The 26,086-nt window shown below is 51.6% G+C and carries 28 protein-coding genes; 20 read left to right on the top strand and 8 right to left on the bottom strand.

Translation table 11 applies throughout. The features are described 5' to 3' along the window. The first annotated feature begins 1 nt into the window (after nt 1). From moaC to Abin_RS11055, 8 genes are all read left to right on the top strand, one after another. A complete protein-coding gene (gene moaC, locus Abin_RS11090) occupies nt 2–481 on the top strand; it encodes a cyclic pyranopterin monophosphate synthase MoaC (RefSeq protein ID WP_255319270.1) in 480 nt (159 codons plus the stop codon). Nucleotides 482–601: 120 nt separating this feature from the next. Next, a complete protein-coding gene (pdhA, locus tag Abin_RS11085; protein ID WP_048846854.1) occupies nt 602–1,612 on the top strand; it encodes a pyruvate dehydrogenase (acetyl-transferring) E1 component subunit alpha in 1,011 nt (336 codons plus the stop codon). A gap of 6 nt (nt 1,613–1,618) precedes the next feature. Continuing rightward, nucleotides 1,619–2,992: a pyruvate dehydrogenase complex E1 component subunit beta gene (locus Abin_RS11080; protein ID WP_048846853.1), complete on the top strand. Its 1,374-nt coding sequence runs from the start codon at nt 1,619–1,621 to the stop codon at nt 2,990–2,992. A 10-nt stretch (nt 2,993–3,002) separates the two neighbouring features. After that, a complete protein-coding gene (locus Abin_RS11075; RefSeq protein ID WP_048847092.1) occupies nt 3,003–4,259 on the top strand; it encodes a pyruvate dehydrogenase complex dihydrolipoamide acetyltransferase in 1,257 nt (418 codons plus the stop codon). Between the two features lie 13 nt (nt 4,260–4,272). After that, nucleotides 4,273–5,685, top strand: a complete 1,413-nt coding sequence (gene lpdA, locus Abin_RS11070; RefSeq protein WP_048846851.1) for a dihydrolipoyl dehydrogenase — start codon at nt 4,273–4,275, stop codon at nt 5,683–5,685. Nucleotides 5,686–5,822: 137 nt separating this feature from the next. Further along, nucleotides 5,823–6,797: a lipoyl synthase gene (gene lipA / locus Abin_RS11065; RefSeq protein ID WP_048847090.1), complete on the top strand. Its 975-nt coding sequence runs from the start codon at nt 5,823–5,825 to the stop codon at nt 6,795–6,797. Then, nucleotides 6,797–7,270 (top strand): type II toxin-antitoxin system RatA family toxin, encoded by a 474-nt coding sequence (locus tag Abin_RS11060; protein ID WP_048846849.1) that lies wholly within the window; start codon nt 6,797–6,799, stop codon nt 7,268–7,270. Before lipA ends, Abin_RS11060 begins: the two co-directional genes overlap by 1 nt. A 134-nt stretch (nt 7,271–7,404) precedes the next feature. Further along, nucleotides 7,405–7,764 carry a hypothetical protein gene (locus Abin_RS11055; RefSeq protein ID WP_052948214.1) on the top strand — a complete coding sequence of 120 codons (360 nt, stop codon included), beginning with the start codon at nt 7,405–7,407 and terminating at the stop codon, nt 7,762–7,764. Between the two features lie 78 nt (nt 7,765–7,842). Here Abin_RS11055 and Abin_RS11050 read toward each other — a convergent pair whose 3' ends face one another. From Abin_RS11050 to Abin_RS11035, 4 genes are all read right to left on the bottom strand, one after another. Next, nucleotides 7,843–8,367, bottom strand: a complete 525-nt coding sequence (locus Abin_RS11050) for a CinA family protein (RefSeq protein ID WP_048846847.1) — start codon at nt 8,365–8,367, stop codon at nt 7,843–7,845. A 6-nt stretch (nt 8,368–8,373) separates the two neighbouring features. Next, complete coding sequence (locus tag Abin_RS11045) at nt 8,374–8,862, bottom strand: phosphatidylglycerophosphatase A family protein (RefSeq protein WP_048846845.1); 489 nt, start codon at nt 8,860–8,862, stop codon at nt 8,374–8,376. Continuing rightward, a complete protein-coding gene (locus tag Abin_RS11040; protein ID WP_048847086.1) occupies nt 8,859–10,823 on the bottom strand; it encodes a lytic transglycosylase domain-containing protein in 1,965 nt (654 codons plus the stop codon). Before Abin_RS11040 ends, Abin_RS11045 begins: the two co-directional genes overlap by 4 nt. Before the next feature lie 72 nt (nt 10,824–10,895). Continuing rightward, on the bottom strand, nt 10,896–11,507 hold the full coding sequence (locus Abin_RS11035; protein ID WP_048846842.1) for a YjbE family putative metal transport protein: 612 nt from the start codon (nt 11,505–11,507) through the stop codon (nt 10,896–10,898). A 164-nt stretch (nt 11,508–11,671) separates the two neighbouring features. Here Abin_RS11035 and purB point away from each other — a divergent pair, with 164 nt between their 5' ends. The 9 genes from purB to Abin_RS10990 all read left to right on the top strand — a co-directional run bounded on the left by purB (nt 11,672) and on the right by Abin_RS10990 (nt 18,459). Then, nucleotides 11,672–13,021 carry an adenylosuccinate lyase gene (purB, locus tag Abin_RS11030; protein ID WP_048846840.1) on the top strand — a complete coding sequence of 450 codons (1,350 nt, stop codon included), beginning with the start codon at nt 11,672–11,674 and terminating at the stop codon, nt 13,019–13,021. 130 nt (nt 13,022–13,151) lie between these two features. After that, nucleotides 13,152–13,919 carry a phosphoribosylaminoimidazolesuccinocarboxamide synthase gene (purC, locus tag Abin_RS11025; protein ID WP_048847085.1) on the top strand — a complete coding sequence of 256 codons (768 nt, stop codon included), beginning with the start codon at nt 13,152–13,154 and terminating at the stop codon, nt 13,917–13,919. Between the two features lie 29 nt (nt 13,920–13,948). Continuing rightward, nucleotides 13,949–14,188: a phosphoribosylformylglycinamidine synthase subunit PurS gene (gene purS, locus Abin_RS11020; RefSeq protein WP_048846838.1), complete on the top strand. Its 240-nt coding sequence runs from the start codon at nt 13,949–13,951 to the stop codon at nt 14,186–14,188. Beyond that, a complete protein-coding gene (locus Abin_RS11015; RefSeq protein ID WP_048846836.1) occupies nt 14,188–14,559 on the top strand; it encodes a Rap1a/Tai family immunity protein in 372 nt (123 codons plus the stop codon). The genes purS and Abin_RS11015 overlap by 1 nt, the downstream gene beginning before the upstream one ends. Then, nucleotides 14,556–15,257, top strand: a complete 702-nt coding sequence (gene purQ / locus Abin_RS11010) for a phosphoribosylformylglycinamidine synthase subunit PurQ (protein ID WP_048846834.1) — start codon at nt 14,556–14,558, stop codon at nt 15,255–15,257. The genes Abin_RS11015 and purQ overlap by 4 nt, the downstream gene beginning before the upstream one ends. Then, nucleotides 15,254–17,452: a phosphoribosylformylglycinamidine synthase subunit PurL gene (gene purL, locus Abin_RS11005; RefSeq protein WP_048846833.1), complete on the top strand. Its 2,199-nt coding sequence runs from the start codon at nt 15,254–15,256 to the stop codon at nt 17,450–17,452. Before purQ ends, purL begins: the two co-directional genes overlap by 4 nt. A 24-nt stretch (nt 17,453–17,476) precedes the next feature. After that, nucleotides 17,477–17,707: a BolA family protein gene (locus Abin_RS11000; protein ID WP_048846830.1), complete on the top strand. Its 231-nt coding sequence runs from the start codon at nt 17,477–17,479 to the stop codon at nt 17,705–17,707. 36 nt (nt 17,708–17,743) lie between these two features. After that, a complete protein-coding gene (gene grxD / locus Abin_RS10995; RefSeq protein ID WP_048846828.1) occupies nt 17,744–18,082 on the top strand; it encodes a Grx4 family monothiol glutaredoxin in 339 nt (112 codons plus the stop codon). 74 nt (nt 18,083–18,156) lie between these two features. Then, entirely contained in the window at nt 18,157–18,459 is a 303-nt protein-coding gene (locus tag Abin_RS10990) for a hypothetical protein (RefSeq protein WP_048846827.1), read from the top strand. 78 nt (nt 18,460–18,537) lie between these two features. Here Abin_RS10990 and Abin_RS10985 read toward each other — a convergent pair whose 3' ends face one another. Then, nucleotides 18,538–18,906 (bottom strand): YraN family protein, encoded by a 369-nt coding sequence (locus Abin_RS10985; protein ID WP_258027425.1) that lies wholly within the window; start codon nt 18,904–18,906, stop codon nt 18,538–18,540. An 81-nt stretch (nt 18,907–18,987) separates the two neighbouring features. Between Abin_RS10985 and cls the strand changes: the two genes are divergently transcribed. Continuing rightward, a complete protein-coding gene (gene cls / locus Abin_RS10980) occupies nt 18,988–20,415 on the top strand; it encodes a cardiolipin synthase (RefSeq protein WP_048846823.1) in 1,428 nt (475 codons plus the stop codon). Here the strand turns inward: cls and Abin_RS10975 are convergent. Together Abin_RS10975 and Abin_RS10970 are read right to left on the bottom strand one after the other, a co-directional pair. Next, complete coding sequence (locus Abin_RS10975) at nt 20,406–21,113, bottom strand: endonuclease/exonuclease/phosphatase family protein (RefSeq protein ID WP_048846821.1); 708 nt, start codon at nt 21,111–21,113, stop codon at nt 20,406–20,408. The genes cls and Abin_RS10975 overlap by 10 nt on opposite strands. 1 nt (nt 21,114) lies before the next feature. Next, a complete protein-coding gene (locus Abin_RS10970; RefSeq protein WP_048846819.1) occupies nt 21,115–22,203 on the bottom strand; it encodes an AI-2E family transporter in 1,089 nt (362 codons plus the stop codon). 306 nt (nt 22,204–22,509) lie between these two features. On the opposite strand from Abin_RS10970, the gene Abin_RS10965 reads away from it, so the two are divergent. Continuing rightward, the gene (locus Abin_RS10965) at nt 22,510–23,352 is read left to right on the top strand and encodes a sulfurtransferase (protein ID WP_174766821.1); all 843 of its coding nucleotides are present in this window, start codon (nt 22,510–22,512) and stop codon (nt 23,350–23,352) included. A 4-nt stretch (nt 23,353–23,356) separates the two neighbouring features. Next, on the top strand, nt 23,357–24,571 hold the full coding sequence (gene metC / locus Abin_RS10960) for a cystathionine beta-lyase (RefSeq protein ID WP_048846815.1): 1,215 nt from the start codon (nt 23,357–23,359) through the stop codon (nt 24,569–24,571). Between the two features lie 3 nt (nt 24,572–24,574). On the opposite strand, the gene Abin_RS10955 is transcribed toward metC, so the two are convergent. Next, nucleotides 24,575–26,071, bottom strand: a complete 1,497-nt coding sequence (locus Abin_RS10955) for a YifB family Mg chelatase-like AAA ATPase (protein WP_048846814.1) — start codon at nt 26,069–26,071, stop codon at nt 24,575–24,577. Between the last annotated feature and the right edge of the window lie 15 nt (nt 26,072–26,086).

The following is a 26,086-nucleotide window of genomic DNA, read 5'->3' as shown; positions in this document are numbered from 1 at the left end:
GGTGACGGCCGTTCCCACCCTGACCCATCTGGATGAGGCGGGGCAGGCCAGAATGGTAGATGTCTCTGACAAACAGGCTACCAGACGTAAAGCCGTGGCAACCGGCTTTGTGGCTATGCGCCCAGAAACTCTGGAAATGATTGTTTCGGGGGAAGCGTCTAAAGGCGATGTACTGGCAACGGCCCGTATCGCCGCAATTATGGCTGCTAAAAAGACATCAGATATTATTCCACTCTGCCATCCGCTGGCACTAAGCAGTGTCAAAGTTGATCTCAAACCCACAGATGACACGATTGAGATCACGGCTACTGTTGTTACAACAGGGACAACTGGCGTAGAGATGGAAGCGTTGACCGCAGTCTCTGCCGCCGCTTTGACATTGTATGACATGTGCAAAGCCGTTGACCGGGGGATGCGTATTTGTGAAATCCGCCTACTGCACAAAAGCGGCGGGCAGTCTGGAGACTATGACGCCCAGTAGGCAAACAGATCACGCGAAATTAATGCATAGCTGATAAGCCGCCAGCATTATCGTGACACTGTGCTCACGATCTCAATGCGGGCCTTCATTGAGACACTCAGGATATAAAAGGAACAGCCCATGGAGGCGGGTACAAACAACGCTCAGACAACCGGCAGTAACGGGCCGTCATTGACCCGTGAACAGTTCCTCCAAGCATACCAGGACATGGTGCTTATTCGCCGGTTTGAAGAAAAGGCAGGCCAGCTTTACGGCATGGGTCTGATTGGCGGCTTTTGCCATCTTTATATCGGTCAGGAAGCCGTTGTGGTCGGCATTCAGATGGCTCTTAAGGATGGTGATAAAATCATTACCTCCTACCGCGACCACGGCCAGATGCTGGCCGCGGGCATGACAGCCCGGGGTGTGATGGCTGAACTCACGGGACGTGCAACCGGCTATTCCCACGGGAAAGGCGGCTCCATGCACATGTTCTCCCGTGAAAAGAATTTTTATGGTGGCCACGGAATTGTTGGTGCGCAGGTAGCCTTAGGAATTGGCCTTGCTTTTGCCAATAAATATCGCGGCACTGACGAAGTTTCCATCGCTTACTTCGGTGACGGTGCAGCCAATCAGGGACAGGTTTACGAAAGCTTCAACCTTGCGGCCCTGCACAAATTGCCCTGCATTTTTGTGATCGAGAACAACCTTTACGGCATGGGCACCAGTATTGAGCGTGCCTCAGCCTCCCATGAATTGTGGCGCAATGGGGAACCTTGGGGCGTCCCTGGTCGCAGGGTGGATGGCATGGATATTGCCGCAGTCCATGAAGCAGCAGAAGAAGCCGTAGCCCATTGTCGGGCAGGAAAGGGGCCTTATCTGCTTGAAATGATGACTTACCGTTACCGTGGCCACTCCATGTCTGACCCGGCGAAATACCGTAAGCGTGAAGAAGTGGACGCCGTAAGAAAAACCCGTGACCCGATTGAGCACGTAAAACAAATTCTGCTTGATTCCGGGGTAGATGAAGCCAGCCTGCGATCCATCGAAAATGATGTGAAGGCTGTCGTTAATGATAGTGCCGAATTCGCGCAGACAAGCCCAGAGCCTGATCCTGCCGAACTTTATACAGACGTTCTGCTAGAGGCTTAATGGATCATGGCTATTGAAGTTTTAATGCCAGCCCTTTCCCCCACCATGACGGAAGGCACTCTGGCACGTTGGCTAAAAAAAGAAGGCGATACCATCTCCAGCGGAGACGTTCTGGCTGAAATCGAAACCGATAAAGCCACAATGGAAGTCGAAGCTGTAGACGAAGGCATTCTCGGCAAAGTGCTCGTTGCAGAGGGTGCCCAAGGTGTTGCAGTCAACACCCCCATCGCTATTCTGGTTGCCGAGGGTGAAGACGTGCCTGATGCTGTCGCACCAGCACAATCGGATGTTGCCAAAAATATCTCGCACTCTGAAACAACAGCAGAGACCTCCTCGGCTAAAGACGTTCGCCCATCTCCTTTAGTGACAGGCGTTTCGTCTGAACCTGAAAAAGAGTGGGGCGAAACGTCTGAAATTACCGTCCGTGAAGCGCTTAATCAGGCGATGGCTGCCGAGTTACGCCGTGATCCGGATGTGTTTCTGATTGGTGAAGAAGTAGCCCAATATCAGGGCGCTTATAAAATTTCTCAGGGCCTTCTTGCAGAATTTGGTGAAAATCGTGTCATTGATATGCCGATTACCGAACACGGTTTTACCGGCATGGCAGTTGGCGCGGCTCTCACAGGCTTGAAACCCATTGTTGAGTTCATGACCATGAACTTTTCTATGCAAGCCATTGATCATATAATAAATTCTGCGGCAAAAACATTATATATGTCTGGCGGTCAGATGGGGTGCCCCATCGTATTCCGCGGACCAAACGGCGCGGCAGCCCGCGTTGGTGCACAGCATTCGCAGTGTTACGGCAGCTGGTATGCCCATGTTCCGGGCCTGAAAGTCATTGCTCCATGGTCTGCAGCAGACGCCAAGGGCCTTCTTCGCGCCGCAATTCGTGACCCTAACCCTGTGATTTTTCTGGAAAATGAAATTCTTTATGGGCGTAAATTCGAATGCCCAACAGACGAAGATTTCATACTCCCCATTGGGAAGGCAAAGATCGAACGCTCTGGCACAGACGTAACAATCGTTTCATTCTCGATTATGGTTGGCACTGCACTTCAGGCAGCTGAGCAGCTTGCAGAACAAGGTATCCAGGCAGAAGTCATCAACCTACGCACCCTACGCCCTCTTGATACCGCAACAATTGTTGAAAGCGTCAAGAAAACAAGCCGTTTGGTAACGGTTGAGGAAGGCTGGCCTTATGCCGGCATAGGGGCAGAAGTCGCTATGCAGGTTATTGAACATGCCTTTGACTGGTTGGACGCGCCACCTGTGCGTATTGCTGGCGAAGACGTACCAATGCCGTTCGCCGCCAATCTGGAAAAACTGGCCCTGCCGCAGCCCCAGCATATTGTTGATGCTGTCAAAGCGTTGGTCTGAGGAAAATATCATGGCGATTGAAGTTCTAATGCCAGCACTTTCCCCGACTATGACGGAAGGGGCGCTTGCACGTTGGCTAAAAAGAGAAGGTGATGCAGTTTCAAGCGGTGATGTTCTAGCTGAAATTGAAACCGACAAAGCCACAATGGAAGTCGAAGCCGTAGACGAGGGTATTCTGGGCCGTATCCTTATTCCCGAAGGAACCCAAGGCGTCGCGGTAAACACACCGATAGCGATACTGGTAGCAGAAGGTGAGTCCGTTCCGGATACATTGGATATTCCGTCTGCAAAACCGCCACAACCTGCGGCCCAGAGTGCAGAGGCTTCGCCTGTACTATCTGCAAAGCCGCAAGCTGCAGAACCGACTAAGCCAGCGAACAAGCCCCAGAATAAAGTGTTTGCATCTCCGCTGGCGAAGCGCATTGCGAAGCAGAAAGGCCTTGATCTCTCCCAGATTACAGGTTCTGGCCCTAACGGGCGTATTGTACGCAAGGATGTAGAGAACGCTAACGGGAAACCTCAAAAAGTAGCTTCTGCACCATCTTCCGCAACCATAGCGTCCCCCTCTGGTGGCAGCCAAGTGGTGCCGCACAGCACAATGCGGAAGGTTATTGCCCGCCGCCTGACGGAAGCAAAAAGCACCATTCCGCACTTCTACGTTTCCGTTGACATTGAGCTTGATGCACTAATGGCGTTGCGTTCTCAGCTAAACGCAACCTCCCCGGAAGAGGGGCCTGAGGCCTTCAAGCTCTCCGTGAACGACATGTTGGTTAAGGCTGCAGCCGTTGCGTTGAAGCGTATCCCCACAGTGAATGCCTCGTTCACTGAAGAGGCTATGATCCTGCACGACGACGTTGATATTTCGATTGCTGTTTCGATACCAGACGGGCTGATTACACCGATTGTTCGCCAGGCCGACAAAAAAAGTCTTCGCCAAATCAGCCAAGAGACCAAGGATCTGGTCAAGAGGGCGCGGGCAGGGAAGTTGAAACCGGAAGAGTTTCAGGGCGGCACGTTCTCCATCTCCAATATGGGAATGTATGGCGTCAAAGACTTCTCGGCCATTATCAACCCACCTCAGGCCGCCATTCTGGCTATTGCGGCAGGATGTAAACAGCCTGTTGTAAAAGGGAATGAACTGGCTGTTGCAACGGTAATGACCGTTACGCTCTCGGTTGATCATCGTGTTGTGGACGGATCTGTTGCTGCTGAATGGCTTTCTGCGTTCCGGTCAGTGGTGGAATCCCCTCTGACATTGGTTATTTGAGGGAGGAACATTCATGAGCCAGACAGATTTTGACATTCTTGTTATCGGCGGTGGCCCAGGCGGATACGTGGCTGCTCTAAGGGCATCGCAACTGGGGCTTTCCGTAGGGGTGGTCGAAGCCCAGCATTTGGGTGGTATTTGCCTAAACTGGGGATGTATTCCAACCAAGGCCCTGCTTCGCGCTTCAGAAATCAATCACCTTCTGCACGATCTGGAGCCTTATGGTTTCAAAGCTGACAATGTCAGTTACGATTTTGGCAAGGTAGTCGCTCGCTCTCGTGCCGTTTCAAAACAGCTTTCTTCAGGGGTCGCCCATCTTCTGAAGAAAGCTAAAGTGCCTGTTTTCGACGGCTATGGAAAACTGGATGGCGTAGCAGCCGGCGGGAAACGGAAAACTCTGGTTTCTAAAGACAAAAAAGAAGCCATAACGCTGACAGCAAAACACGTAATTCTGGCCACTGGAGCCCGTGCGCGAGCAATTCCGGGGTTGGAGCCAGATGGAAAACTGGTCTGGTCTTATCGTGAAGCGTTGGTACCAGACGCCATGCCCAACAAATTGCTGGTCATTGGTTCAGGCGCGATTGGTACGGAATTCGCCTCTTTCTACAGGAATATGGGGGCAGACGTCACATTAGTGGAAGTTGCCCCACGCATACTGCCTGTTGAAGACGAGGAAATCAGTGCAGCGGCTCAGAAAGCCTTTGAAAAGCAAGGCATAAAAATTCTGACGAATGCCAAAATTGGTGAGCTTAAGAAAACAGAGACTTCAGTAACCGTTCCGGTAGAGGTAAACGGAAAAACGCAAACATTCACCGTTGATCGTGTTATCTCTGCGGTTGGCATTGTCGGCAATGTCGAAAATCTTGGCCTTGAAGGTACCAAGATAAAAGTTGACCGGACGCACGTGGTTACTGACGCACTCTGTCGCACTGGTGAACCTGGTGTCTATGCCATTGGCGATTTGGCTGGGGCTCCTTGGTTAGCCCATAAAGCAAGCCATGAAGCTGTTATGTGCGTAGAAGCTATTGCTGGCAAAACTGTGCATCCTATTGATATTACAAAAATTCCCGGCTGCACTTACTGTCGTCCGCAAATCGCCTCGGTTGGATATACAGAAGCGAAAGCAAAGGAATCTGGCTACACGGTGCGTGTTGGCAAATTCCCCTTGATTGCAAATGGGAAAGCCCTTGCCATGGGCGAAACCGAAGGATTCATCAAAACCGTGTTTGATGAAAAAACTGGGGAATTGCTGGGTGCTCATATGATTGGCGCAGAAGTAACCGAAATGATTCAAGGTTACGTTATTGCGCGGTCGGGTGAACTGACTGAAGCCGAACTTGCTGAAACAATCTTCCCGCATCCGACTATTTCTGAATCCATGCATGAAGCCGTTCTGGCAGCATATGGTGGTGCTCTGCACTTTTAGAAGCGACTAGTCATCACACGCCATATGATCTCGTGGCTGTGATGACATGATATATGGACTGTGATGAATCCTGCCTTGACGAGCAGACAAGAGCATTCCAGTTCTGATCACCAGATTAAGTGTTAGCGGGTATTATCATGTCTACACGCGTGTTGATTGATCATCGAAAAGGTGGGGCGAGCAAAAGCCGCCACCCGGAGAAAGCGCACCGGCCGGACAATCCGATTGCCCGCAAACCAGAATGGATCCGCGTCAAAGCGCCATCCCATCCGATTTATCATGAGACCCGCAAGCTTATGCGGGATAATCGGCTGGTAACAGTCTGTGAGGAAGCAGCTTGTCCCAACATTGGGGAATGCTGGTCCCAGCGTCATGCCACCATGATGATTATGGGCGAGATTTGCACGCGCGCCTGTTCATTCTGCAATGTCACCACTGGCCTGCCTCATGCCTTGGATGACGACGAACCACAGCGTGTAGCGGAAGCTGTCGCCAAGCTCGGTCTGCGGCATGTCGTAATAACATCGGTTGATCGTGATGATCTGGCTGATGGAGGGGCGATGCATTTTGCCCGCGTTATTAGCGCCATTCGTGCCACATCACCCGAAACAACAATTGAGATTTTAACCCCTGATTTTTTACGAAAAAACAAAGCATTAGAAGTTGTTGTTGAAGCTAAACCTGATGTCTTCAATCATAATCTTGAAACTGTGCCGCGCCTTTATCCCACCATTCGCCCCGGCGCACGATATTATCAGTCCCTTCGATTGCTTGATCGGGTTAAGCAGCTTGATCCGTCCATTTTCACCAAATCCGGTCTGATGCTGGGACTAGGGGAAGAAAAAATGGAGATGGCACAGGTCATGGATGATCTGCGGATTGCTGATGTAGATTTTATCACAATGGGACAGTATCTTCAGCCAACGGTAAAACATGCCGCTGTAGCGCGCTTTGTGACCCCTGTTGAGTTTGAGGAATACGGCACCATGGCCCGCGTCAAAGGTTTTTTGCAGGTAAGTTCCAGTCCTCTTACACGCTCATCTTACCACGCAGACGCTGACTTCGCTGAACTGCGTGAGGCCCGCGCAGCCCGACTGAAAGGGGCTCTCTAATGCCTAAACACGCAGAGAAGCGTGTTCTCGCGTATCGTCCTGAACAGATTTTCGATCTGGTTGCTGATGTCGGTCATTACCCTGAATTTTTGCCGTGGTGTGTCGCTGCAAAGGTGCGGTCACGTACAGCTACCGAATTGGTGGCTGATCTAACGGTAGGTTTTGGGCCTTTTCGTGAAAGTTTTACCTCTCGCGTGACGCTTGACCGCCCGACTTTTATCACTGTCCAGTATGAAAGAGGGCCCTTTCGTTATCTGAAAAATATCTGGAAATTCACACCCAACGAAAAAGGCTGTCTTGTCGAGTTTTTTGTCGATTTCGAATTTCGGTCCAAAATACTTCAGGCTGCAATCGGTGTCGTGTTTGGTGAAGCCGTCCGGCTAATGGTCTCCGCCTTTCTACGCAGAGCTAAAGACGTCTACGGACCACCCCAAATCGGGCAGACGCCATCAGAAGAGCATTCCATCACTTAACAGAAAATTGCATCTTTCCGGTTACATTTCATTCCGTTCTGCGTTGTTGTTGAACGAACATAACTTCGATACATTTCAAAATTGTCAGAATCCTTTTTTAAAGGGTTCAACAACAGGAACAAAGGACTACTGTCATGAAGACGCTTTCTGCCGCAGTTGTTGCACTTGCCTCTGTCACACTGGCTGCTGGCCCTGTTTACGCCGAATCACATCACGCACACAAAGCGGGCCATACACATAACGCTACAAAAGCAGATCAGGGCAGCGCATCAACAGACGACCTGAACAGCAAGAGCCTTGCTGCAGCCCAAAGTGGTCAGGCAGCACCGGGTGCCCCTGCAGCTCCCACTACGACTGCACCGTTGGCAACAACTCCCGGTGTAACGGCACCTGTCCCGGCTGAAGGCACAGGCGTTACTGTTCCAGCGGCTCCGGCAGCTCCGACAATGCCGTCAGCTACTGAACCAACGAATGCACCGACATCTGGCCAGTAAGCAGTTTTCTCGGCCTTTTTGACAAAATAATATCACTTAAAAAATGGGCTGCGTAAGTTTGAAGACGCAGCCCATTTTTTATGTTTCCAACCGTTTTTGTACTAATAAAAGGGCGTGTTCCGCTGCTGATGTCCTGACAGCCGTGCGGTCACCGGGAAACAAACGCATTTCTGCATAAGTTTCTTTTCCTTTGACAGCGGTGGCAAACCAAACCGTTCCAACTGGTTTTCTGTCTGAACCACCACCCGGCCCCGCTATACCGGAAACCGATATGGCGACCGATGCCTCTGGTGCCTGCCGTAACGCGCCTTCTGCCATTTCTCTAACGGTTTCCTGACTAACCGCACCAAAAGAAGCCAATGTTTCGGCACTTACCCCCAAAACCCGACTTTTCATGGCATTTGAGTAGGTGACGAACCCTCCCTCTGTCACGTCAGAAGAACCCGCATGGTGCGTCAGCGCCGCGGCTACCAGCCCGCCCGTGCAACTTTCGGCGGTAATCAGCCGTATTTGCTTACGCCTTAAGCTGTCCACTATTCTTTTTGACAATGATAGCAGGTGATCTGATTGATCGGGCAGCAACAGCGTTTCGACCCTAACCATATTATTTCACCCTCTATGTAATTTCACTGTTTTGCCGACAGCTCTCAAAAACTGGATGCAACCTGCGGCCATAACGCCAGCGACAATATCATCTCCCATGATACCGATTGCATCATGGCGACGGTCAAGGACGCCGACAGGGCCCGGCTTTTTAATGTCAAAAAGCCGAAATAATCCGAATGCGAGAAGGGGCCATTTCATTTTTCCCCACCGGCCTACTCTTGCGTCGGTGGGTAAGGGGGCGCAAGCCAGCAGGCTAATCCACATTCCAGCAACCTCATCAATCACAATCCAACTGTGATCTTCACCATCGCCTGCTTTTTTTGATGCCCACAAACCAACTACGCCGGCGACTAAGGCACTCGTGGCTAAAATACGTGGCTTCTTGAGCAATGGCAGCGCAACGACCAATGCGGCCAGAGACCCAACGGTACCAGGAGCCTTCCGTGACAACCCACAGCCGCCAAAAGTCGCAATGCATTTCGCTATGTTCATATTTTTTGCCCTAATGCGGCATAGATGATCATATTCTCCCAGACACGTTGCACGTAGTTCCGCGTTTCAGAGAACGGAATAGTCTCAATCCAATCAATCATATCACTTTGAGAGCCACCATTTCTGCCCGGGTCACCCGCAGAAGTCAGCCATCGAGACAAACGTGTTGGGCCACCATTATATGCGGCAGCCAAGTAGGGAACCACACTTCCAAAACGATCCTGCAAGTGCGTTAGATACGCGGTCCCGAGTCTCATATTATTGTCAGGATCATGCAACCCTGAAGCTGTTGCCGCCGAACTTGGCACACCTGCCTGCCGGACCATATCGCCCGCAGTAGACGGCTTTAGCTGCATCAGGCCAATAGCGTTTGATGAGCTAATAGCGTCGGAGTTGAAGCTGCTTTCCTGCCGCATCAGACCTAAAACCAACCCCTTTGGCAAAGAGTTGTCTGGCGCAGTATATGGCATAGGCCATCCAGACCGCAGGAGGAAAATCCCCTTACTTCCTTCTTGGCGCGCAACTGCCACCGCTATGTCTGGTAGATTTAACCGCAAAGCCAAGTTTGAAAGCGCCAGCCGGTCAGTTGGAGTGATAATTTGCTGCTGAAGCAAAGCCAGAAAGTCCCGAGCATGAGGGCGATCACCCCATGAGACAAGAATTTGGGCAGCCTGAGCCAAATCACTACCAGAAAGACGCACGGACTCTGCCGTATCTGTGCTCGGATCACGTTCCGTTTTCAGGCGGTGTGACACATCATCCGGTATTTTTGACGGGTCACGTAAAAAATCATTGGTTCCCGCCAACTCTGCAGCCGCCATCTGTCCATAAAATGTACCCGGATACGATGCAGCCCTTCCAAAGTCCGCCTGTGCTGAAGCTTGATCATGCGCCGCCAGTCGAGCACGCCCAAGCCAGTAATAACCCCGGCTTTTAGTAATGAGGGCAGGGGACTCTGCCAGTGGTTTGAAAAAAGGCTCCGCCTTAGCCGGATTGTTCTGTTTTTGAAGACTTATCCAGCCGCTCAAAAATGCGGCATCCAAGTGATTGGTTCCACTGACGACAGTGTCAGATGCAAGCAGATAAGCGTCATCTATACGGTTGTTTTGTAAGAAGTCGCGGGCAAGAGCATCACGTTCACGCCAAAAGGCTGGAGAGCGAGTGGCAGCTTCCGCTTCAAACCCCGCACTTTTCCACAAAGCCAGTGCATCATCAAAGCGTTGCTGGCTTCTTAACCATTTCATGCGGTTAAGCGTGAGCCACGGGTCTGCAGAATCGGCTGCGCTTAAACTGGCCAGTTTAGTTTCCGCAGCGCTATCACCCGACCGAAACGCCAAGCGCGCTTGAGCAAGCGCCTGACGCTGTGCGCTCAAATAAGGAATTGTTTGTCGTGCGGCAGAAAGTAATCCTGCCTTTTCTTCACGCTCAAAACGCAACCATGAGGCCTCGGGCGTTATAGCGTGCGGAAAAGTTGTTACAATGACAGTGCTGGCCGAGGCGGCATCGTTTCCGTTCATCCATGCTTGTCGAGCTTCTGTTTCCAGTCGCGACAGAAGGCGAGGATTGGCAGCCGCTGCCAGAGATGAACACTGCGCAAGGGCTGGGCCGTATGTCAGCGTCTGATCAGCGCAAAGTTTGTTCAGAACAGCAGAATCTGTTTCAGCGGCCAAAGCCTGCTGCATCCGCAGCTTTAAAAGTTGCCACCGGGGCCAGACAGGCCGCGTCTGTAAAAAATCAGCATATTGCTGGGCTGTTCCATGCTCCGGCCCCACCAGTTTCAGCCAAATTGTCAGACGACTGGCAACCGGATCAACCGGGGACGTACCATTTGCCGCCTGCTGGGGTGATGGCCACGCAGGCTCTGCATTAGACGCAGGAGCATCTGTTTGTGTTGCGCAGCCACTCAAAAGAAGGGCGAACAAAGGGAGAGTGCCGCGCACAAATAAATTTTTGACGATCATTGCCAGAGAATGAGTCATTGCATGCTCTCTGACAAGTCAGCCCTCGCAGGCAGGCTGACCGCCTCTCAGTTGTTAGTGGGGGATATGTCCCCAGATTTCGCCACCGCCTTTGATAATCAACTCAATGGCAACACCCAGAACAATCAATAATCCAACCCACGAAATCCACTTATACCGGTCAAGCAGACGCGCGATGTAGGTTGCCGCAACCCCCATCAACAATACTGAAAGCACCAGCCCCATAACCAGAATACCGGGGTGTTCAGAAGCTGCCCCAGCGACAGCCAAAACATTGTCCAGACTCATGGACAGATCGGCTATCAAAATACGAAATACGGCCTTGCCAAAACTGCCCGGGGCAGGGGCTCCGTTTTCATCTACCGGCTGTTCGCTACGCATTTCACGGTACATGCGCCAGCAAACCCATAGCAGCAGCAAACCACCTGCCAGCGTTAACCCGACGATTGCCAGAAGCTTGACCGCAACCAGCGCCATCAGAATGCGGATAATAGCTGCCGCTGCAATTCCGGTAAAAATTGCCTTTTTACGATCTGCTGGGGCCAAAGAGCGGACGACCAACCCGATAACAACAGCGTTATCGCCAGCCAATGTCACATCAATCAGTACAACCTGTAAAAAGGCGATAACTGCTTTCAGGCTAATGGCATCAAGAAGACCGTGCACGCAGATTCCGATTCGTTCGAGGTGTTACAGACAGTGGGGTGTCGAACTCCGAAATTCCCCAAAGAACGAAAGGTGTCAAAGTTTTATTGATTACAGGAAGACGTAGCGCCTGAAATCAGTTAGAGAGGCGCGCATTATCCCGCTCTCAGGAGGAACACCGCGTTATGGTGCCGCGCTATACCCGCCCTGTCATGGCCGCTATCTGGTCGCCTGAAAATCGCTACCGCATCTGGTTTGAGATTGAAGCACTGGCCTGTGAAGCCATGGCCGAATATGGCGCTGTGCCAAAAGAGGCCGCTAAAGTTGTGCGCGAAAAAGGCGACATCGCGCTGGCTGCGTTCTCCGATGCTGATCTGGCTCGCATTGATGAAATCGAGGCTGAAACCCGTCATGACGTCATCGCCTTCCTGACTTGGCTTGCAGAAAAAGTTGGCCCGGAAAGCCGGTTCGTCCACCTTGGCATGACATCGTCTGACGTGCTGGATACCTGTCTGGCTGTTCAGCTTGTTCAGGCAACAGACCTGCTGCTGAAAGATCTGGACGATGTTCTTGCAGCCCTTCGGGCGCGAGCTTTTGAGCATAAACATACGTTAACTATTGGCCGTAGCCACGGTATCCATGCTGAACCGACATCTTTCGGGTTGAAGCTGGCAGGGCATTACGCTGAATTCGTCCGCAACAAGGAACGACTTGAAGCTGCCCGTGCCGAAATCGCGACATGCGCTATTTCCGGCGCAGTTGGCACTTACGCGCATCTTGACCCCCGCATTGAAAGCTATGTTGCTGAACGACTGGGCCTGAAGCCTGAACCGGTTTCCACACAGGTCATTCCCCGTGACCGCCATGCGGCATATTTCTGCACACTAGCTGTTATTGCCAGCGGCATTGAGCGCCTCTCTATAGAAGTACGGCATTTGCAGCGCTCGGAAGTGCGTGAAGCCGAGGAATTTTTCCACCCGGGGCAGAAGGGATCTTCTGCCATGCCACACAAACGCAACCCGGTTCTGACCGAAAACCTGACCGGACTAGCACGCCTTGTCAGGTCCGCTGCAATCCCGGCTCTTGAAAACGTTGCTTTGTGGCATGAACGCGACATCAGCCATTCTTCCGTAGAACGGAATATCTGCCCAGACGCAACGATTGGGCTTGATTTCGCGCTAGCGCGTCTATCTGGCCTGATGAACAAACTGCTGGTCTACCCAGACCGCATGGCCGCCAATATCGAAAGCCTTGGTGGCGTCGTTCATTCCGGGGAAGTTCTTCTTGCACTCGCCCGTGCAGGCCTGTCGCGCGAAGATGCTTACCGTATCGTGCAACGGAACGCGATGGCAACATGGACAAAGCTTGGCACACCAGAATGCCGGACTTTCCGTGAAAACCTTGATGCGGATCCGGAAATTTCAGGCCGTATTGCTCCAGACGTTCTGGATGCAGCCATGAACAGCCGTCAGCACCTGAAAAATATCGATGCACTTTATGAGAAAGTGTTCGGAGAGCCCGGCCCGGCTCTGTAAGGGCTGGCGTCACTATATCTTCCCTTTCCGAACCCTGCTATTACGGCACCAGAATACCAAAAGAGCATCTGTCTCTTTTAGTCAGCCGGTTGCAGGGATCGGTTTTTCGTCAAGACAGGTAAGGATGACCATGGCCCGTCGCCGCCAGCTTTACGAAGGTAAAGCCAAGATCCTTTTCGAAGGGCCGGAACCCGGCACCGTTGTTCAGTATTTCAAAGATGATGCGACTGCCGGTAATGGCGCTAAAAGCGGTATTATCACGGGCAAGGGTGTGCTGAACAACCGCATCAGCGAACATCTGATGCTCCGGTTACAGGAAATCGGGATACCGACGCATTTCATTCGCCGTATCAACATGCGTGAGCAGTTGGTGAAGGAAGTCGAAATTATTCCGCTTGAAGTTGTTGTCCGCAATATTGCAGCAGGTAGCATTTCCAAGCGGTTTGGCATCGAAGAAGGCACGCGGCTACCGCGCAGCATTATCGAATTTTACTACAAGAATGATGCGCTGAATGATCCCATGGTCTCGGAAGACCATATTATTGCGTTTGGCTGGGCCGCCCCCCATGAACTGGAAGAAATGACGGGCATGGCCATGCGCGTGAATGACTTCTTGTGTGGGTTGTTCAGCGGTATCGGCATCCAGTTGGTCGATTTCAAGCTTGAATTTGGCCGCCACTGGGAAGGCGACGACATGAGCGTTGTTCTGGCCGATGAAATTTCGCCAGATAACTGCCGTCTGTGGGACACCCAGACCAACGAAAAACTCGACAAAGACCGTTTCCGTCGTGACCTTGGCAGCGTAAAGGAAGCCTATCAGGAAGTTGCCCGTCGTCTGGGTATTCTGCCTGAAGCAGGCAACAACGGTGACCTGAAGGGCACGGAGACACTGCAATAATCATGCCGACAGGAACAGGGGCTCTATCTATGAAGGTGCGCGTAACCGTGATGCTGAAAGAAGGTGTGCTGGACCCACAGGGGAAAGCCATCAGCCACGCTTTGCAGACACTTGGTTTTCCGGGCGTGACAGAGGTGCACGTTGGCAAGGTCATTGAACTGGATGTTGAAGGTTCAGATCAGGCAGCGGTGCAGAAGCAGGCTGAAGACATGGCCCGTGATCTGCTGGCCAATCTGGTAATCGAAGATTTCAAGGTCGAGGTGCTTTAATGAAGCGTTTCGTTCTCATCGCTTTGGGTGGTGTTCTGCTCGTGCCGGCAGCAGCCCATGCCCAGCGGATTTCGCCTATGCAGGCAGGCAATTTTGCCCGCGTATGCTCCAAACCTGCCGGTGCAAGCGTCTGCGACGCTTACATAACGGGTATGGCAGACGCTGGTGCATTGGCAAAAATTAACGACAAAAATGAAGGCGACGCTAACGCACCCGCCGGTTTTTGTATTCCCGCTTCTGAAAATGCAGCCTCCATGCGGTCAAAGGTCATAAGCTGGCTTAAAGGCCATTCAGATAGCCTCTCCAAGCCGGTAGGCGAAAGCGTCTTCCGTGCTTTGCATGACTCTTACCCATGTAGCGCCACAAAATGAAATCAGCGATTGTCGTTTTTCCCGGCACCAACCGTGAGCGCGATATGGCAATCGCGCTTAAACGTGTAACGGGCAAAGCCCCCACCATGCTTTGGCACCGCGATACAGACCTGCCGGATGTTGATCTGGTCGTGCTGCCCGGCGGCTTTAGCTACGGGGATTATTTGCGCTGCGGCGCTATGGCAGCCCATTCTCCCATTATGGCCGCAATCCGGGCGTTCGCGCAAAAAGGTGGCCACATTCTGGGCGTCTGCAATGGTTTTCAGATTCTGACTGAAACAGGCATGCTTCCGGGCGCCCTGCTGCGCAATGCCAACCTGCGTTTCCTGTCACAAGACTGTCACCTTCGTGTGGAACGTAATGATACGCCATTCACCCATAAATGGGCCAAAGATGCTGTTTTCCGCACCCCTCTAGCTCATGGTGATGGTAATTATACTGCCGATAGCCAGACTCTGGAAAAGCTGGAAGGGGAAGGCCTGGTCGCTTTCCGTTATGCCAACGCCAAAGGTGATGTGCAGGCAGATGATGCTGAAACCAACCCCAATGGCAGCATAAACAGTATCGCAGGTATTCTCAGTGAAAATACGCGTATCTGCGGCATGATGCCTCACCCGGAAGACCTTGTTGACCCGCTAATGGGCGGGGAAGATGGTCTGCCGCTGTTTGAAGGTCTTGTGGAGGCTTTTGTCCGGTGAAAAAGACCGTCGATCTTGCTCTGGCCCGTGAATTCGGCCTGACATCTGAAGAATATGACCGCGTTCTGAAAATTATGGGCCGTACACCCAGTCTGACAGAGCTGGGCGTGTTTTCCGTCATGTGGTCAGAACATTGTTCCTATAAATCCTCCCGTAAATGGCTGCGTACACTTCCCACTACGGCTCCTTGGGTTATTCATGGACCGGGTGAAAATGCTGGGGTGGTTGATATTGGGGAAGGCTATGCAGCCATCTTCAAAATGGAAAGCCATAACCACCCGTCGTTCATTGAACCTTATCAGGGTGCTGCGACAGGTGTTGGCGGCATTTTGCGCGATGTCTTTACCATGGGGGCTCGCCCCGTCGCTAACCTGAACGCTCTGCGTTTCGGTAGCCCGGATACGCCCCGAACCCGTCAGATTATTGATGGCGTTGTGCGCGGCATCGGTGGCTACGGTAACTGCGTTGGTGTGCCGACCGTGGGGGGGGAAATCAATTTCCATCCTGCTTATGACGGCAACCCATTAGTTAATGCCATGACCGTGGGCATTGCGCGGAAAGACCGTATCTTCCTGTCTGCTGCTGCCGGGGTCGGCAATCCTGTTGTATATGTTGGGTCACGCACAGGCCGCGATGGGATTCATGGTGCCACCATGTCTTCCGCCGAGTTCGATGAAAACGCCCTTGCCAAGCGGCCAACCGTGCAGGTCGGCGATCCTTTCATTGAAAAACTACTGATTGAAGCCTGTCTGGAACTGATGGCAACTGACGCCATTGTCGCCATTCAGGATATGGGTGCCGCAGGCCTTACGTCTTCCTCTGTCGAAATGGCAGGCAAAGGCGGCGTCGGGATTGAGCTTGATCTTGATGCAGTGCCACAGCGCGAACCTGGCATGACTGCGTATGAAATGATGCTGTCAGAAAGTCAGGAACGCATGCTGATTGTGCTGCGTCCTGACCGCACAGAAATTGCCCGCAAGATTTTTGAAAAGTGGGAGCTCGATTTCGCCGTTATCGGTCATCTGACTGATACAGGTCATATTGTGGTTAAACACAAAGGGCAGGTCGAAGCTGATATTCCGCTTGATCCTTTGGCGGAAGAAGCCCCGATTTACGACCGGCCAGCCGCAACGCCACAGGCTCCTGCGCCGCTCGAAGCTGTTCACGCGCCACTTTCCTTGGACGCCATGTTGCTGAAGCTTGTCGGTTCGCCTGATCTTGCTTCACGCGCATGGGTCTGGAATCAGTATGACAGCACAGTAGGTGGGCAGACCGTAAGGCGTCCGGGCGCAGCAGATGCTGCAATTGTCAAAATTGAAGACACGACTCTGGGCCTGGCTCTGACAACGGACTGCACTCCTCGTTATTGTCAGGCAGACCCGAAATCCGGTGGTGCTCAAGCTGTTGCTGAAGCTTGGCGAAACATTACGGCCACCGGCGCACGCCCTCTGGCCGTGACGGATAACCTGAACTTCGGCAACCCGGAAAAGCCTGAAATTATGGGGCAATTTGTTGCCGCTATTGAAGGCATGGGCGAGGCGTGTCGTGCGCTCGATTTCCCGGTCGTAAGCGGTAACGTATCCCTCTATAACGAGACACGCCAGCCTGACGGCTCGACCATGGCAATCCTTCCTACACCAGCCATTGGCGCGCTTGGTGTGTTTGAAGATGTGTCTAAAGCTGTTGGCTTAGGTATGGCGTCAGAGAGTGCGCTTGTGCTCATTGGCGAAACAAAGGGCGAACTTGGTCAATCCATCTGGCTGCGTGAAATTCTGGGGCGTGAAGAAGGGCCACCGCCACAGGTTGATCTGGTTGCAGAAAAGCGAAATGGCGATTTTGTTCGGAATGAGATTCTGAACGGTACCGTAACTGCCTGTCATGATATTGCTGATGGAGGCATTCTTGTTGCCGCAGCCGAAATGGTCATGGCGAGTGGAATTGGCTGTGAACTTGAAAGCCCAGATTCTGGCATTCGTCCGGAAGCCTTCTGGTTTGGGGAAGATCAAGCCCGCTATCTGGTGTGCGTAAAAGATGCTGACGGTTTCTGTCAGAAAGCTGAAAAAGCAGGCGTTCCGGCTCGATTGATTGGCCGATCAGGTGGAAATGAATTGATTTTGCCAAATGGCGTCACAATATCTGCTGCTCGCCTTACCGTTGCGCATGAGGCTTTTTTTCCAGCCTTGATGGCAAGCTGAAGTAAAGAACAGGAGTTTTCCTCTATGGCGATGTCCGCCGCAGAACTTGAATCATACATCCGTCAGGCCTTCCCCGATGCCCAGATCAAAATTGATGATCTGGCCGGGGATGGAGACCATTATTCCTGCTCTGTGATCAGTGAGGCATTCCAAGGTCTGTCACGCGTGAAGCAGCATCAGCTCGTTTATCAGGCATTGCAGGGGCATATGGGCGGCAAGTTGCATGCTCTGGCTTTGCAAACTTCTACCCCCTGAAGCCTCACATTTCTTTTCTATATAAGGACAATCATCATGTCTGAAACAGTCAAGCAGCATATCCAGAACGAAATCGACACCAATCCTGTCGTGCTGTTCATGAAGGGTGATGCAGACTTTCCCCAGTGTGGCTTTTCTGCCCGCGTAGTGCAGATCCTGTCTCATCTTGGCGCACCATTCAAAGCAATCAATGTGCTAGCTGACCCGGCTATCCGTCAGGGCATCAAAGACTACTCTAACTGGCCCACAATTCCTCAGCTTTATGTCAAAGGGGAATTTATTGGCGGCTGCGATATTGTCATGGAAATGTTCCAGTCAGGTGAACTGCAGAACCTTCTGAAAGAAAAAAATATCGCCTGTTCTGCTGAATCCTGATTTTTTAAGTTGTCAGCTCTTTGGCAGCGTGTGTAGTCTGCCAAAGAGTTCAATATGAGTGAGGAAGCTTTTTAATGATGCGTCTTCCGTTTGTGCGTTGCGCTTTTGCATTTGTAGGCCTGAGCGCTGGCGTAGTTGCCGTCAGTTCTTCAGCACATGCAGAACGTATCATTTCTGACCTTGAAGCAAGCAAACTGACTTTTGCTTCTCTGACGGCGGCACCCCCTGTTGTGCATGTTCATCATGTCAGCCGGGTTTCATATGCAAGCCATCAGGTTGCTGCAAACCATCATGCGGCCTCTCACAACATGGTTCATCTGGTGTCTTATCACCCCAAGCATGTTGTTGCTCATTCAGTACGCCGTCACCGCACCTGATTAATACTTTATAAGAAGTTTTCGCTTTTCAGACTTTGAAAAACAAAAACTTCTTACTTCTAATATTTTTAGAAAATTTTACATTTGACGGATAATGTCCTTTATCCAAGCTATTTCCTGCTGTTGATCAATCATAAAAAGATCAAAGCGTAATTCGTCATAAATCCATTCTGGATGCTGGGCCAAAAGACATTCTGCAGCCTGATACAGGCGTGTCTGTTGTTTCTGCGTGAGACATTCAGCCGCCGCTGTAAGTGTTTTTCGCTTTTTTACTTCAATAAAACAAATTATCTTATCTTTACGGACCACAAGATCAATTTCGCCACGTAAAGTCTTGGCTCTTTCCAGCAAAATACTCCATCCGTCTTGCAAGCACGCAGCCTTGACGATGCCCTCCGCTGTCAGGCCATCTGTATACGCAACAAGTCCTCGTTGTTGCCTGATCAAGGAGCTTTGTTTCTGTTTTGGCTTCTGTCTATGCATTATACTTCGCACAACACTCATCCTTAACAGGATACACCTTGCACCATGCCGTTTGATATTCTGCCGCCGTTACCTTTGTTAACAGTGACACTCATCCGGTTTGTGCTGGTTATATCTGTTTCTCTTCATATCTTACTTACAAAACGCAATACGTCTTCCGCTATTGGTTGGATAGGCATTTGTGTTCTGATGCCAGCATTAGGTACTGTTCTGTATCTGATGTTTGGTATCAACCGCGTCCGGCGCCTTGCAAAAAAACTTGTTAGTGGACGCTCGGCTCATCGGTTTCAGGCAACGCAGAACTCTTCATGGAACAGGGAGCTTGACGGGCAATTTGCGCCTCTTGCCCTTATGGTTAGCAAATTAACAAGCCGCCCGTTGGTTGGCGGCAACTGCATTTCCTGCCTGCATGATGGAGATGGAGCTTATCCACATATGCTTTCTGCCATAGATGAGGCTGAAAAAAGCATTTTGCTCTGCTCCTACATTTTTCGGAATGATAATGTGGGTGGAGACTTCATGGAAAAACTGGTTGCCGCTCGCAAACGAGGAGTTGAAGTTCGCGTTCTGGTTGATGGCATTGGTAGTGGCTATTTTTTTTCCGGGGTTTACTGGCGATTAAAAAAAGCTGGCGTGCCTTGCGCCCGCTTCATGCACTCCATACTGCCATGGCGAATGCCATTTTTGAATTTACGGAACCATCGCAAAATTTTGGTTGTTGATGGCAAAGTAGGGTTCATGGGAGGCCTTAATATTGCAAATGAAAATTTGCTGGCCCTCAAACCGCGCCACCCTGTTTCTGATACTCACTTCAAGCTGGAAGGCCCAATTGTTCGCCAGCTTTCAGAAGCCATGGCATGGGACTGGTACTTCGCTACGCAGGAAGTTTTGGCCGGCGATATCTATTTTCAGGAACACACAGCCAATGGGGAATCTGTTGCCCGCATTGTAACAGCAGGGCCAGATACGGATCTTGAAAAAATAGAATATACCATGCTTCAGGCCATAACGCTGGCCAGGAAGCAGGTCCGTCTGATGACACCCTATTTTTTACCGGGGTCACGCCTGATGTCTGAATTGGCGTTAGCTGCCCTTCGCGGTGTGCAGGTTGATGTCATTATACCGCTTACAAGTAACCATCCGCCACTTGACTGGGCTTGTGCCGCCAATATCTCGCCACTTCTGGATGCTGGTGTTCGGGTTTGGCGGGTCAAGCCGCCTTTTAATCATTCAAAACTGATGGTGGTTGATAGGGCATGGTCATGCGTGGGCAGTTCCAATCTTGATATCCGTAGTTTGCGACTCAATTTCGAGATCAATTTGGAAATCTATGACATCACTCTGGCAGGTGTGCTGGATGATTTTATGACACGGCATCGCAATGTGCGCCTGACACATCATGATCTTGATAAACGAAATTATCTTATAAAAGTTAGGGACGCAGCAGCACGTCTCGGCATGCCTTATCTATAAGATGCGGCGACCAGACTGCTTACCGTTGGTTTCAACCTGACCGCTATTGGCCTGTGGTCAGATGCAAAGACCGGCAATACACGGGCACTCAGGCAACTCATGCCATCTACCAAGCAACGATCAATACGAATAGGCAGAAGATCGACCATTCGGTGCGTAGGGGCTTTTGGCCCAACATCGTGAAAACCTGGCACCAATGTGGGACCGACAAGGTTAAAGTCACCGAGAATGGCACAAGGGGCAGGCATTAAGGCTGCAATACGACGCAACTGTCTGCGGTTGAGCATTTGCCCATGCGACAAATGAACATTCGCCAAAGAAAATGAATTATACTCAATAATTTGGGCATGACGTTTTACGACGGCACCCGAAGGAATAGTGCAGGCGCGCGGGGGACGTGCAAATGCCTGACGGCTCCAACAGGCAACACCGTGGATGCGGCCGGGCAGGGGGGCTCGTGCATAATGGCCACCGATAAGATCAGGCAGCAGATCGATTTCTTCCGTGGCTTCCTGCATTAGCAATATGTCTGGTTGCTCGGCCTCTATCAACCCAACCACATCGTGAATGGTTGCTCCTGTCCGACGAAGCAGGTTCCAACTGATAATCTTGGTACTTTCTATCTCTCGCAAAGACGTCTGTACTGGCACACGATGACGCGGACGACGTTCAACAAGACGAAGGAAATGGCGCCTCATATTAAGGCATACCCCTTTTATCATCAGCAGGAAGAAGCGGAGATTGCTCCCGCCCTGCAAATTCAACAGTCAGAGTAAAACCGACGGCCAGCAGAATGGGGCCAAGGAAAATTCCCAAACCGCCAAACGCCATTACACCACCAATCACTCCAAGCACTGTAAGGAGATAGGGAAGCTTGGTTCCACGGGCAATAAACAGCGGACGAATTATATGGTCAGCGCCGGAAATAAAAATCACACCATAAAGTAGAAGAAAAATGCCGCGCCATAAATGATGCTCGACCATCAGCCATATGCCGGCCGGAACCCATACCAGAGGTGCGCCAATAGGTAACACGGCGAGAAAGGACGCAATGACGCCAAACATCACGGGCTCTGACAGATGCATGAACCAGAACCCAAGTCCTGTCAGAAACCCCTGAATAATGGCGGTTCCCAAAATGCCATATACAGTGCCTCTGACCGTACCTCCGATAATGTGGAGGTGCCTGTCTGCATGAGGACCGGCTATACGGGTAATAACGGCCTTGAGTGTATCAACAAGCGAGGTGCCACTCAGCCAAAAGAAGAAGGCGATAAACAACGCCATAACCAGGTGCAACGCACCATTGGCAACCTGCATCAGCAGAACAAGCAGGGATTGCACAATATCCCCGGCATAGGGCCGCAGTTCTGTTCCTACGTGGTCCACATTATGCGCCAGACGTTCCCATTTGACGGCTAGTTCCTGACCAAACATGGGTAGGTCAACCAGCCAGTGGGGCGGGGGAGGCAATTCATGTGAGGCACTAAACAGAGCATTCAAACGGTAGGCCCAGCGCGGCCCTGCCGAGACCGTTGCCGATGCCAGAAAAGCCAAAGGGATAACAAAGCAGAAAGCACATAATCCCGCCATAAGCATACTGGCTGGCACTGGCCGCATACGTCGCCGTAAATGCTGGAAAACAGGCCATGTCGCGTAAGTGAGCACAGCAGCCCAGAGCAACGCGGAAGAAAACGGAGCCAGAACAATGACACAGCCATAGGCAATGCCACCAAGCAGGAGCCCCAACATGATCCGTTCTGAAGTGATGCCTGCCCGATTAATCATGAAGTGAGTAAAACACGGAAATTACGTCCTGTCTGGTAGCGACTTACTTCTAATGCACATCTCATAAATTACATAATTTTAATAATTACCATTACTCTTCTTGGGTCTTCATATTTGGACGGGGATAGAGCCTCTTTCCTGTCAGACAAGAGACGTTATCTGTGGGGATATCCGCTCAGTTCGTGGCTTCTGCGCTGCAACTTGAACCGGATAAAGATGAGTAAAATCCTGAATGAGGAATGTTCCTTTTCTGGGTCTTCCGGTAGGCTTTTCCTCTGAAGTGTTTCCTCCAACCGGGAATGATTGATGTTTCCTCTCATCTGCGCTGAAGAATTGAAGCATACAATTTCAACTTCATCCGTTCGAATTCTTGACGCCACAGCCTGTCTTCCGGGTGAAAACTTTAATCCGCGTCAACACTTTGTAGACGGTCACATTGCTGGCAGCCTCTATTTTGATATTGAAGAGTTTTCCGACCCTGACAGCACTCTGCCACACACCGTGCCAACCCCGGCGCGTTTTGCCTCCTTGTTCGGTAGCCTCGGGATCAGTGCGGAGGACACCGTTGTCTTTTATGATCAGGGAAATGTCGCTTCCGCCTGTCGTGGATGGTGGCTTGCGCGCTTATTCGGGCACAAAAACGTCTTCGTGCTGGATGGAGGATTACCGGCATGGCGCTCACAAGAGTTTCCCCTTGAACGGGGGGCGGCTTCCAAACAGTCGAACACATCATACAGATGCAAGACACATTATGAGCGTCTGAAAGGGCTGGGGGATATGCTGATCAATATTGAACAAAATCTGCACCCCATCCTAGACGCTCGCTCGGCTGAGCGTTTTTTTGGTCGTGCGCCTGAGCCTCGTCCCGGCGTAGCATCGGGGCATATGCCAGGTGCTTTGAATCTTCCGTTCAAACGGGTGCTTGATGAAAGTGGACACTTTCTTGCACCAGACAAACTCCATCAGATTTTTATCGAATTAGGGATGCGGGAAGACCAACAGGCTATTACCACCTGTGGCTCAGGCATGACTGCAAGCGTTTTGAATATAGCGTTATGTCGTGCGGGCTTCCCAGAAGCAGCTCTATATGATGGGTCATGGGCTGAATGGGGATCAACACCAGATGCACCAGTGGTGAAAGATAATTAAAATAATGACTTTAGAAAATCAGGTCAGCCAAGGCTGGCAGAAACTTTCCTCTGCCCTGACACATCAGGCACGCCCCGCACCGCAGAAAGAAGGTACTTCGGTCAATCTGCCGCTGACACGTGGGTCAACCGTTGTGTTCCCTTCACTTGACGATATGCGTAAGCAGGGCCAACGACGCTTTGAACATGAATATATTTATGGAGCAATGGGCACACCAGTTCAGCATGAGCTGGAAAAAATCGTTGCTGAAATTGAAGGGGGCTCTGATTGCCAACTGGTGAGTTCAGGCCTTGCGGCCTGCACCACACCGTTGCTGGCTTTTCTGGCTTCAGGCGACCATTGTTTGATGCCCGATAGTGTTTACAGCCCAACACGTCGCTTTGCTGAAACAATTCTAAAACGCTTTGGGGTAGAAACAACCTATTACCCACCGTGTGCCTCACCAGACACTGTAAAAAACCTCTTTAAGCCTAATACGCGTATTCTTTTCACCGAAAGTCCGGGCAGCCACACGTTCGAAATACAGGATATCCCGCAGTTAGCAGATATTGCCCATGCAGTGGGCGCTAAACTTATGCTCGATAACACGTGGGGTTTTGGGATTTTTGCGCCTTTCAAGCATGGGGTCGATATTTCCATTCAGGCTTTGACCAAATATCCATCTGGTCATTCGGATGTGATAGCTGGGGCCGTGACTGTAAACACGCAAGAAGACTGGCATATTTTAAGGGATGCCTCCATTCAACTGGGGCAACTTGCCAGCCCGGATGACTGCTGGTTGACGTTACGCGGCTTACGCACAATGGGTGTCAGACTAGCGGCCCAGTCACGCTCTGCTTTACAGGTTGCACAGTGGCTCCAGACCAGACCGGAAGTCGAGCATGTTCTGCACCCGGCACTTTCCGATTGTCCCGGCCATGACCTCTGGAAGCGTGATTTTACCGGAGCCGGCAGTTTATTTGGCATAATTTTAAAAGAAGGTATCAGTCAGAAAGCCATGGAAGCGATGATCGATTCCCTTACTTTATTTGGAATCGGGGCATCATGGGGTGGCTATGAAAGTCTGGTGCTTCCAACCTCCGGCGGGATTACCCGTAATCATCCTTGCGCTGCTGACGGTGCAGGGCCATCATTCCGTCTTCAAATTGGCCTTGAAAACCCGGATGATCTAACAGCTGATCTAGCTCAGGCATTTGCTGCCCTGAACGGACAGACATAACAATCAGGCAGAGCCGCTACGCACACGATAGGTAGCGGCTTCCGCAACATGCGCGGACTGAACAGACATCTCACCGCTTAAATCCGCGATTGTTCGCGCGACCCGCAACAGTCGCGTGTATCCTCGCGCTGAAAAACGAAATCGTGTTGCTATTGTCTGGGCAAGCTGTTGGGCAGCGTCTGATAAATGGAGGTGGTCTAGAGAGGTTTCCGCATTTTTGAGACCATCCTGCCGATCATACTGTCTTTGTCTTGCATCCTTGACGCGTGCCGCGACCGGGGCGCTGGGCTCGCCTCCTGCTTGCGTCATGTAATCAAGCGGGGTGAAGGGCTGCATCGCCACATGCATATCAATCCGATCAAGGAGAGGCCCGGATAAACGCGCCATATAATCATCACCGCATTGAGGGGCTTTCCGGCACTCCCGCTCTGCGTCGCCTAGATACCCACACCGACAGGGGTTCATGGCTGCAATTAACTGAAAACGGGCAGGGTAGGTAATATGCGCTGCGGCTCGGGCAATACTGACACGGCCTGTTTCCAGCGGCTGCCGCAAAGCCTCAAGCGCTGAGCGCGAAAACTCGGGTAATTCGTCCAGAAAGAGCACGCCGTTGTGCGCCAGACTTATTTCGCCGGGACGCGCACGAGAGCCACCACCAATCAAAGCAGGCAAACTGGCGGAATGATGAGGATCACGATAAGGCGGCCGCCTGATTGGACGGCCATTTTTTAACAAACCCGCAGCACTGTAGATGCGAGAGACGTCGAGACTTTCCCTCATCCCAAGTTCTGGCAACAAGCCTGGCAGTCGCGCCGCCAACATTGACTTCCCGGCACCTGGCGGGCCGGATAAGAGCAGGGAATGGCCACCAGCCGCTGCAATTTCCAAGGCTCGGCGCGCCGTCTCCATACCTTTTACGTCAGCAAGATCAGGCAACAAGTCTTCTGGTTCGGACTCCGCGGCAGAAAAAACAGGCGGAGTAAGAACTTGCAGGCCGTTAAAATGATTAATCAACGCCAGAAGGTTGGCTGCTCCCAGAATGGCAATATCGCCTCCGCAAAGCGCCTCTTCAGCTTGAGAGCCCGGGCAGACCAGACCGAGTTCAAGGGACGCGGATTCGATTGAAGCGGATAGAACCCCTGCAACCGGGTTCAGGCGTCCATCCAGAGAAAGCTCTCCTACAGCAGCAAACCGGGAGACTTCTTCAAACGGAATAACGTCCATGGCACACAGCAACGCCAAAGCGACGGGAAGGTCGAAATGAGAGCCTTCCTTAGGAATATCGGCTGGCACCAGATTAACAACAATACGCTTTGCAGGCAGCGCCAGCCCTATGGAGGTAAAGGAAGCCCGGACCCGTTCGCGTGCTTCTGCCACGGCTTTGTCTGGCAAGCCGACAATCAGAAAAGCAGGCAGCCCGGAAGCAATCTGAACTTCAACCCAGACAGGGCGCGCCTCGATGCCTGAAAAAGCAAAACTACGGATGCGAGAATTAATCATTCTCGCATCCCAACA

It is taken from the genome of Acetobacter indonesiensis, assembly GCF_000963945.1.
Lineage (GTDB): Bacteria > Pseudomonadota > Alphaproteobacteria > Acetobacterales > Acetobacteraceae > Acetobacter > Acetobacter indonesiensis.
Note: the sequence above shows the minus strand (reverse complement) of the source record. Positions and strands in the feature narration are given on the sequence as shown.

Bases quoted from the DNA above. Each gene is read 5' to 3' on its own strand.
- pdhA (WP_048846854.1), top strand. From the start codon at position 602: ATGGAGGCGGGTACAAACAACGCTCAGACAACCGGCAGTAACGGGCCG.
- Abin_RS11080 (WP_048846853.1), top strand. From the start codon at position 1,619: ATGGCTATTGAAGTTTTAATGCCAGCCCTTTCCCCCACCATGACGGAA.
- Abin_RS11075 (WP_048847092.1), top strand. From the start codon at position 3,003: ATGGCGATTGAAGTTCTAATGCCAGCACTTTCCCCGACTATGACGGAA.
- lpdA (WP_048846851.1), top strand. From the start codon at position 4,273: ATGAGCCAGACAGATTTTGACATTCTTGTTATCGGCGGTGGCCCAGGC.
- lipA (WP_048847090.1), top strand. From the start codon at position 5,823: ATGTCTACACGCGTGTTGATTGATCATCGAAAAGGTGGGGCGAGCAAA.
- Abin_RS11060 (WP_048846849.1), top strand. From the start codon at position 6,797: ATGCCTAAACACGCAGAGAAGCGTGTTCTCGCGTATCGTCCTGAACAG.
- Abin_RS11055 (WP_052948214.1), top strand. From the start codon at position 7,405: ATGAAGACGCTTTCTGCCGCAGTTGTTGCACTTGCCTCTGTCACACTG.
- Abin_RS11050 (WP_048846847.1), bottom strand. From the start codon at position 8,367: ATGGTTAGGGTCGAAACGCTGTTGCTGCCCGATCAATCAGATCACCTG.
- Abin_RS11045 (WP_048846845.1), bottom strand. From the start codon at position 8,862: ATGAACATAGCGAAATGCATTGCGACTTTTGGCGGCTGTGGGTTGTCA.
- Abin_RS11040 (WP_048847086.1), bottom strand. From the start codon at position 10,823: ATGATCGTCAAAAATTTATTTGTGCGCGGCACTCTCCCTTTGTTCGCC.
- purB (WP_048846840.1), top strand. From the start codon at position 11,672: ATGGTGCCGCGCTATACCCGCCCTGTCATGGCCGCTATCTGGTCGCCT.
- purC (WP_048847085.1), top strand. From the start codon at position 13,152: ATGGCCCGTCGCCGCCAGCTTTACGAAGGTAAAGCCAAGATCCTTTTC.
- purS (WP_048846838.1), top strand. From the start codon at position 13,949: ATGAAGGTGCGCGTAACCGTGATGCTGAAAGAAGGTGTGCTGGACCCA.
- Abin_RS11015 (WP_048846836.1), top strand. From the start codon at position 14,188: ATGAAGCGTTTCGTTCTCATCGCTTTGGGTGGTGTTCTGCTCGTGCCG.
- purQ (WP_048846834.1), top strand. From the start codon at position 14,556: ATGAAATCAGCGATTGTCGTTTTTCCCGGCACCAACCGTGAGCGCGAT.
- Abin_RS11000 (WP_048846830.1), top strand. From the start codon at position 17,477: ATGGCGATGTCCGCCGCAGAACTTGAATCATACATCCGTCAGGCCTTC.
- grxD (WP_048846828.1), top strand. From the start codon at position 17,744: ATGTCTGAAACAGTCAAGCAGCATATCCAGAACGAAATCGACACCAAT.
- Abin_RS10990 (WP_048846827.1), top strand. From the start codon at position 18,157: ATGATGCGTCTTCCGTTTGTGCGTTGCGCTTTTGCATTTGTAGGCCTG.
- cls (WP_048846823.1), top strand. From the start codon at position 18,988: ATGCCGTTTGATATTCTGCCGCCGTTACCTTTGTTAACAGTGACACTC.
- Abin_RS10975 (WP_048846821.1), bottom strand. From the start codon at position 21,113: ATGAGGCGCCATTTCCTTCGTCTTGTTGAACGTCGTCCGCGTCATCGT.
- Abin_RS10970 (WP_048846819.1), bottom strand. From the start codon at position 22,203: ATGATTAATCGGGCAGGCATCACTTCAGAACGGATCATGTTGGGGCTC.
- Abin_RS10965 (WP_174766821.1), top strand. From the start codon at position 22,510: ATGTTTCCTCTCATCTGCGCTGAAGAATTGAAGCATACAATTTCAACT.
- metC (WP_048846815.1), top strand. From the start codon at position 23,357: ATGACTTTAGAAAATCAGGTCAGCCAAGGCTGGCAGAAACTTTCCTCT.
- Abin_RS10955 (WP_048846814.1), bottom strand. From the start codon at position 26,071: ATGATTAATTCTCGCATCCGTAGTTTTGCTTTTTCAGGCATCGAGGCG.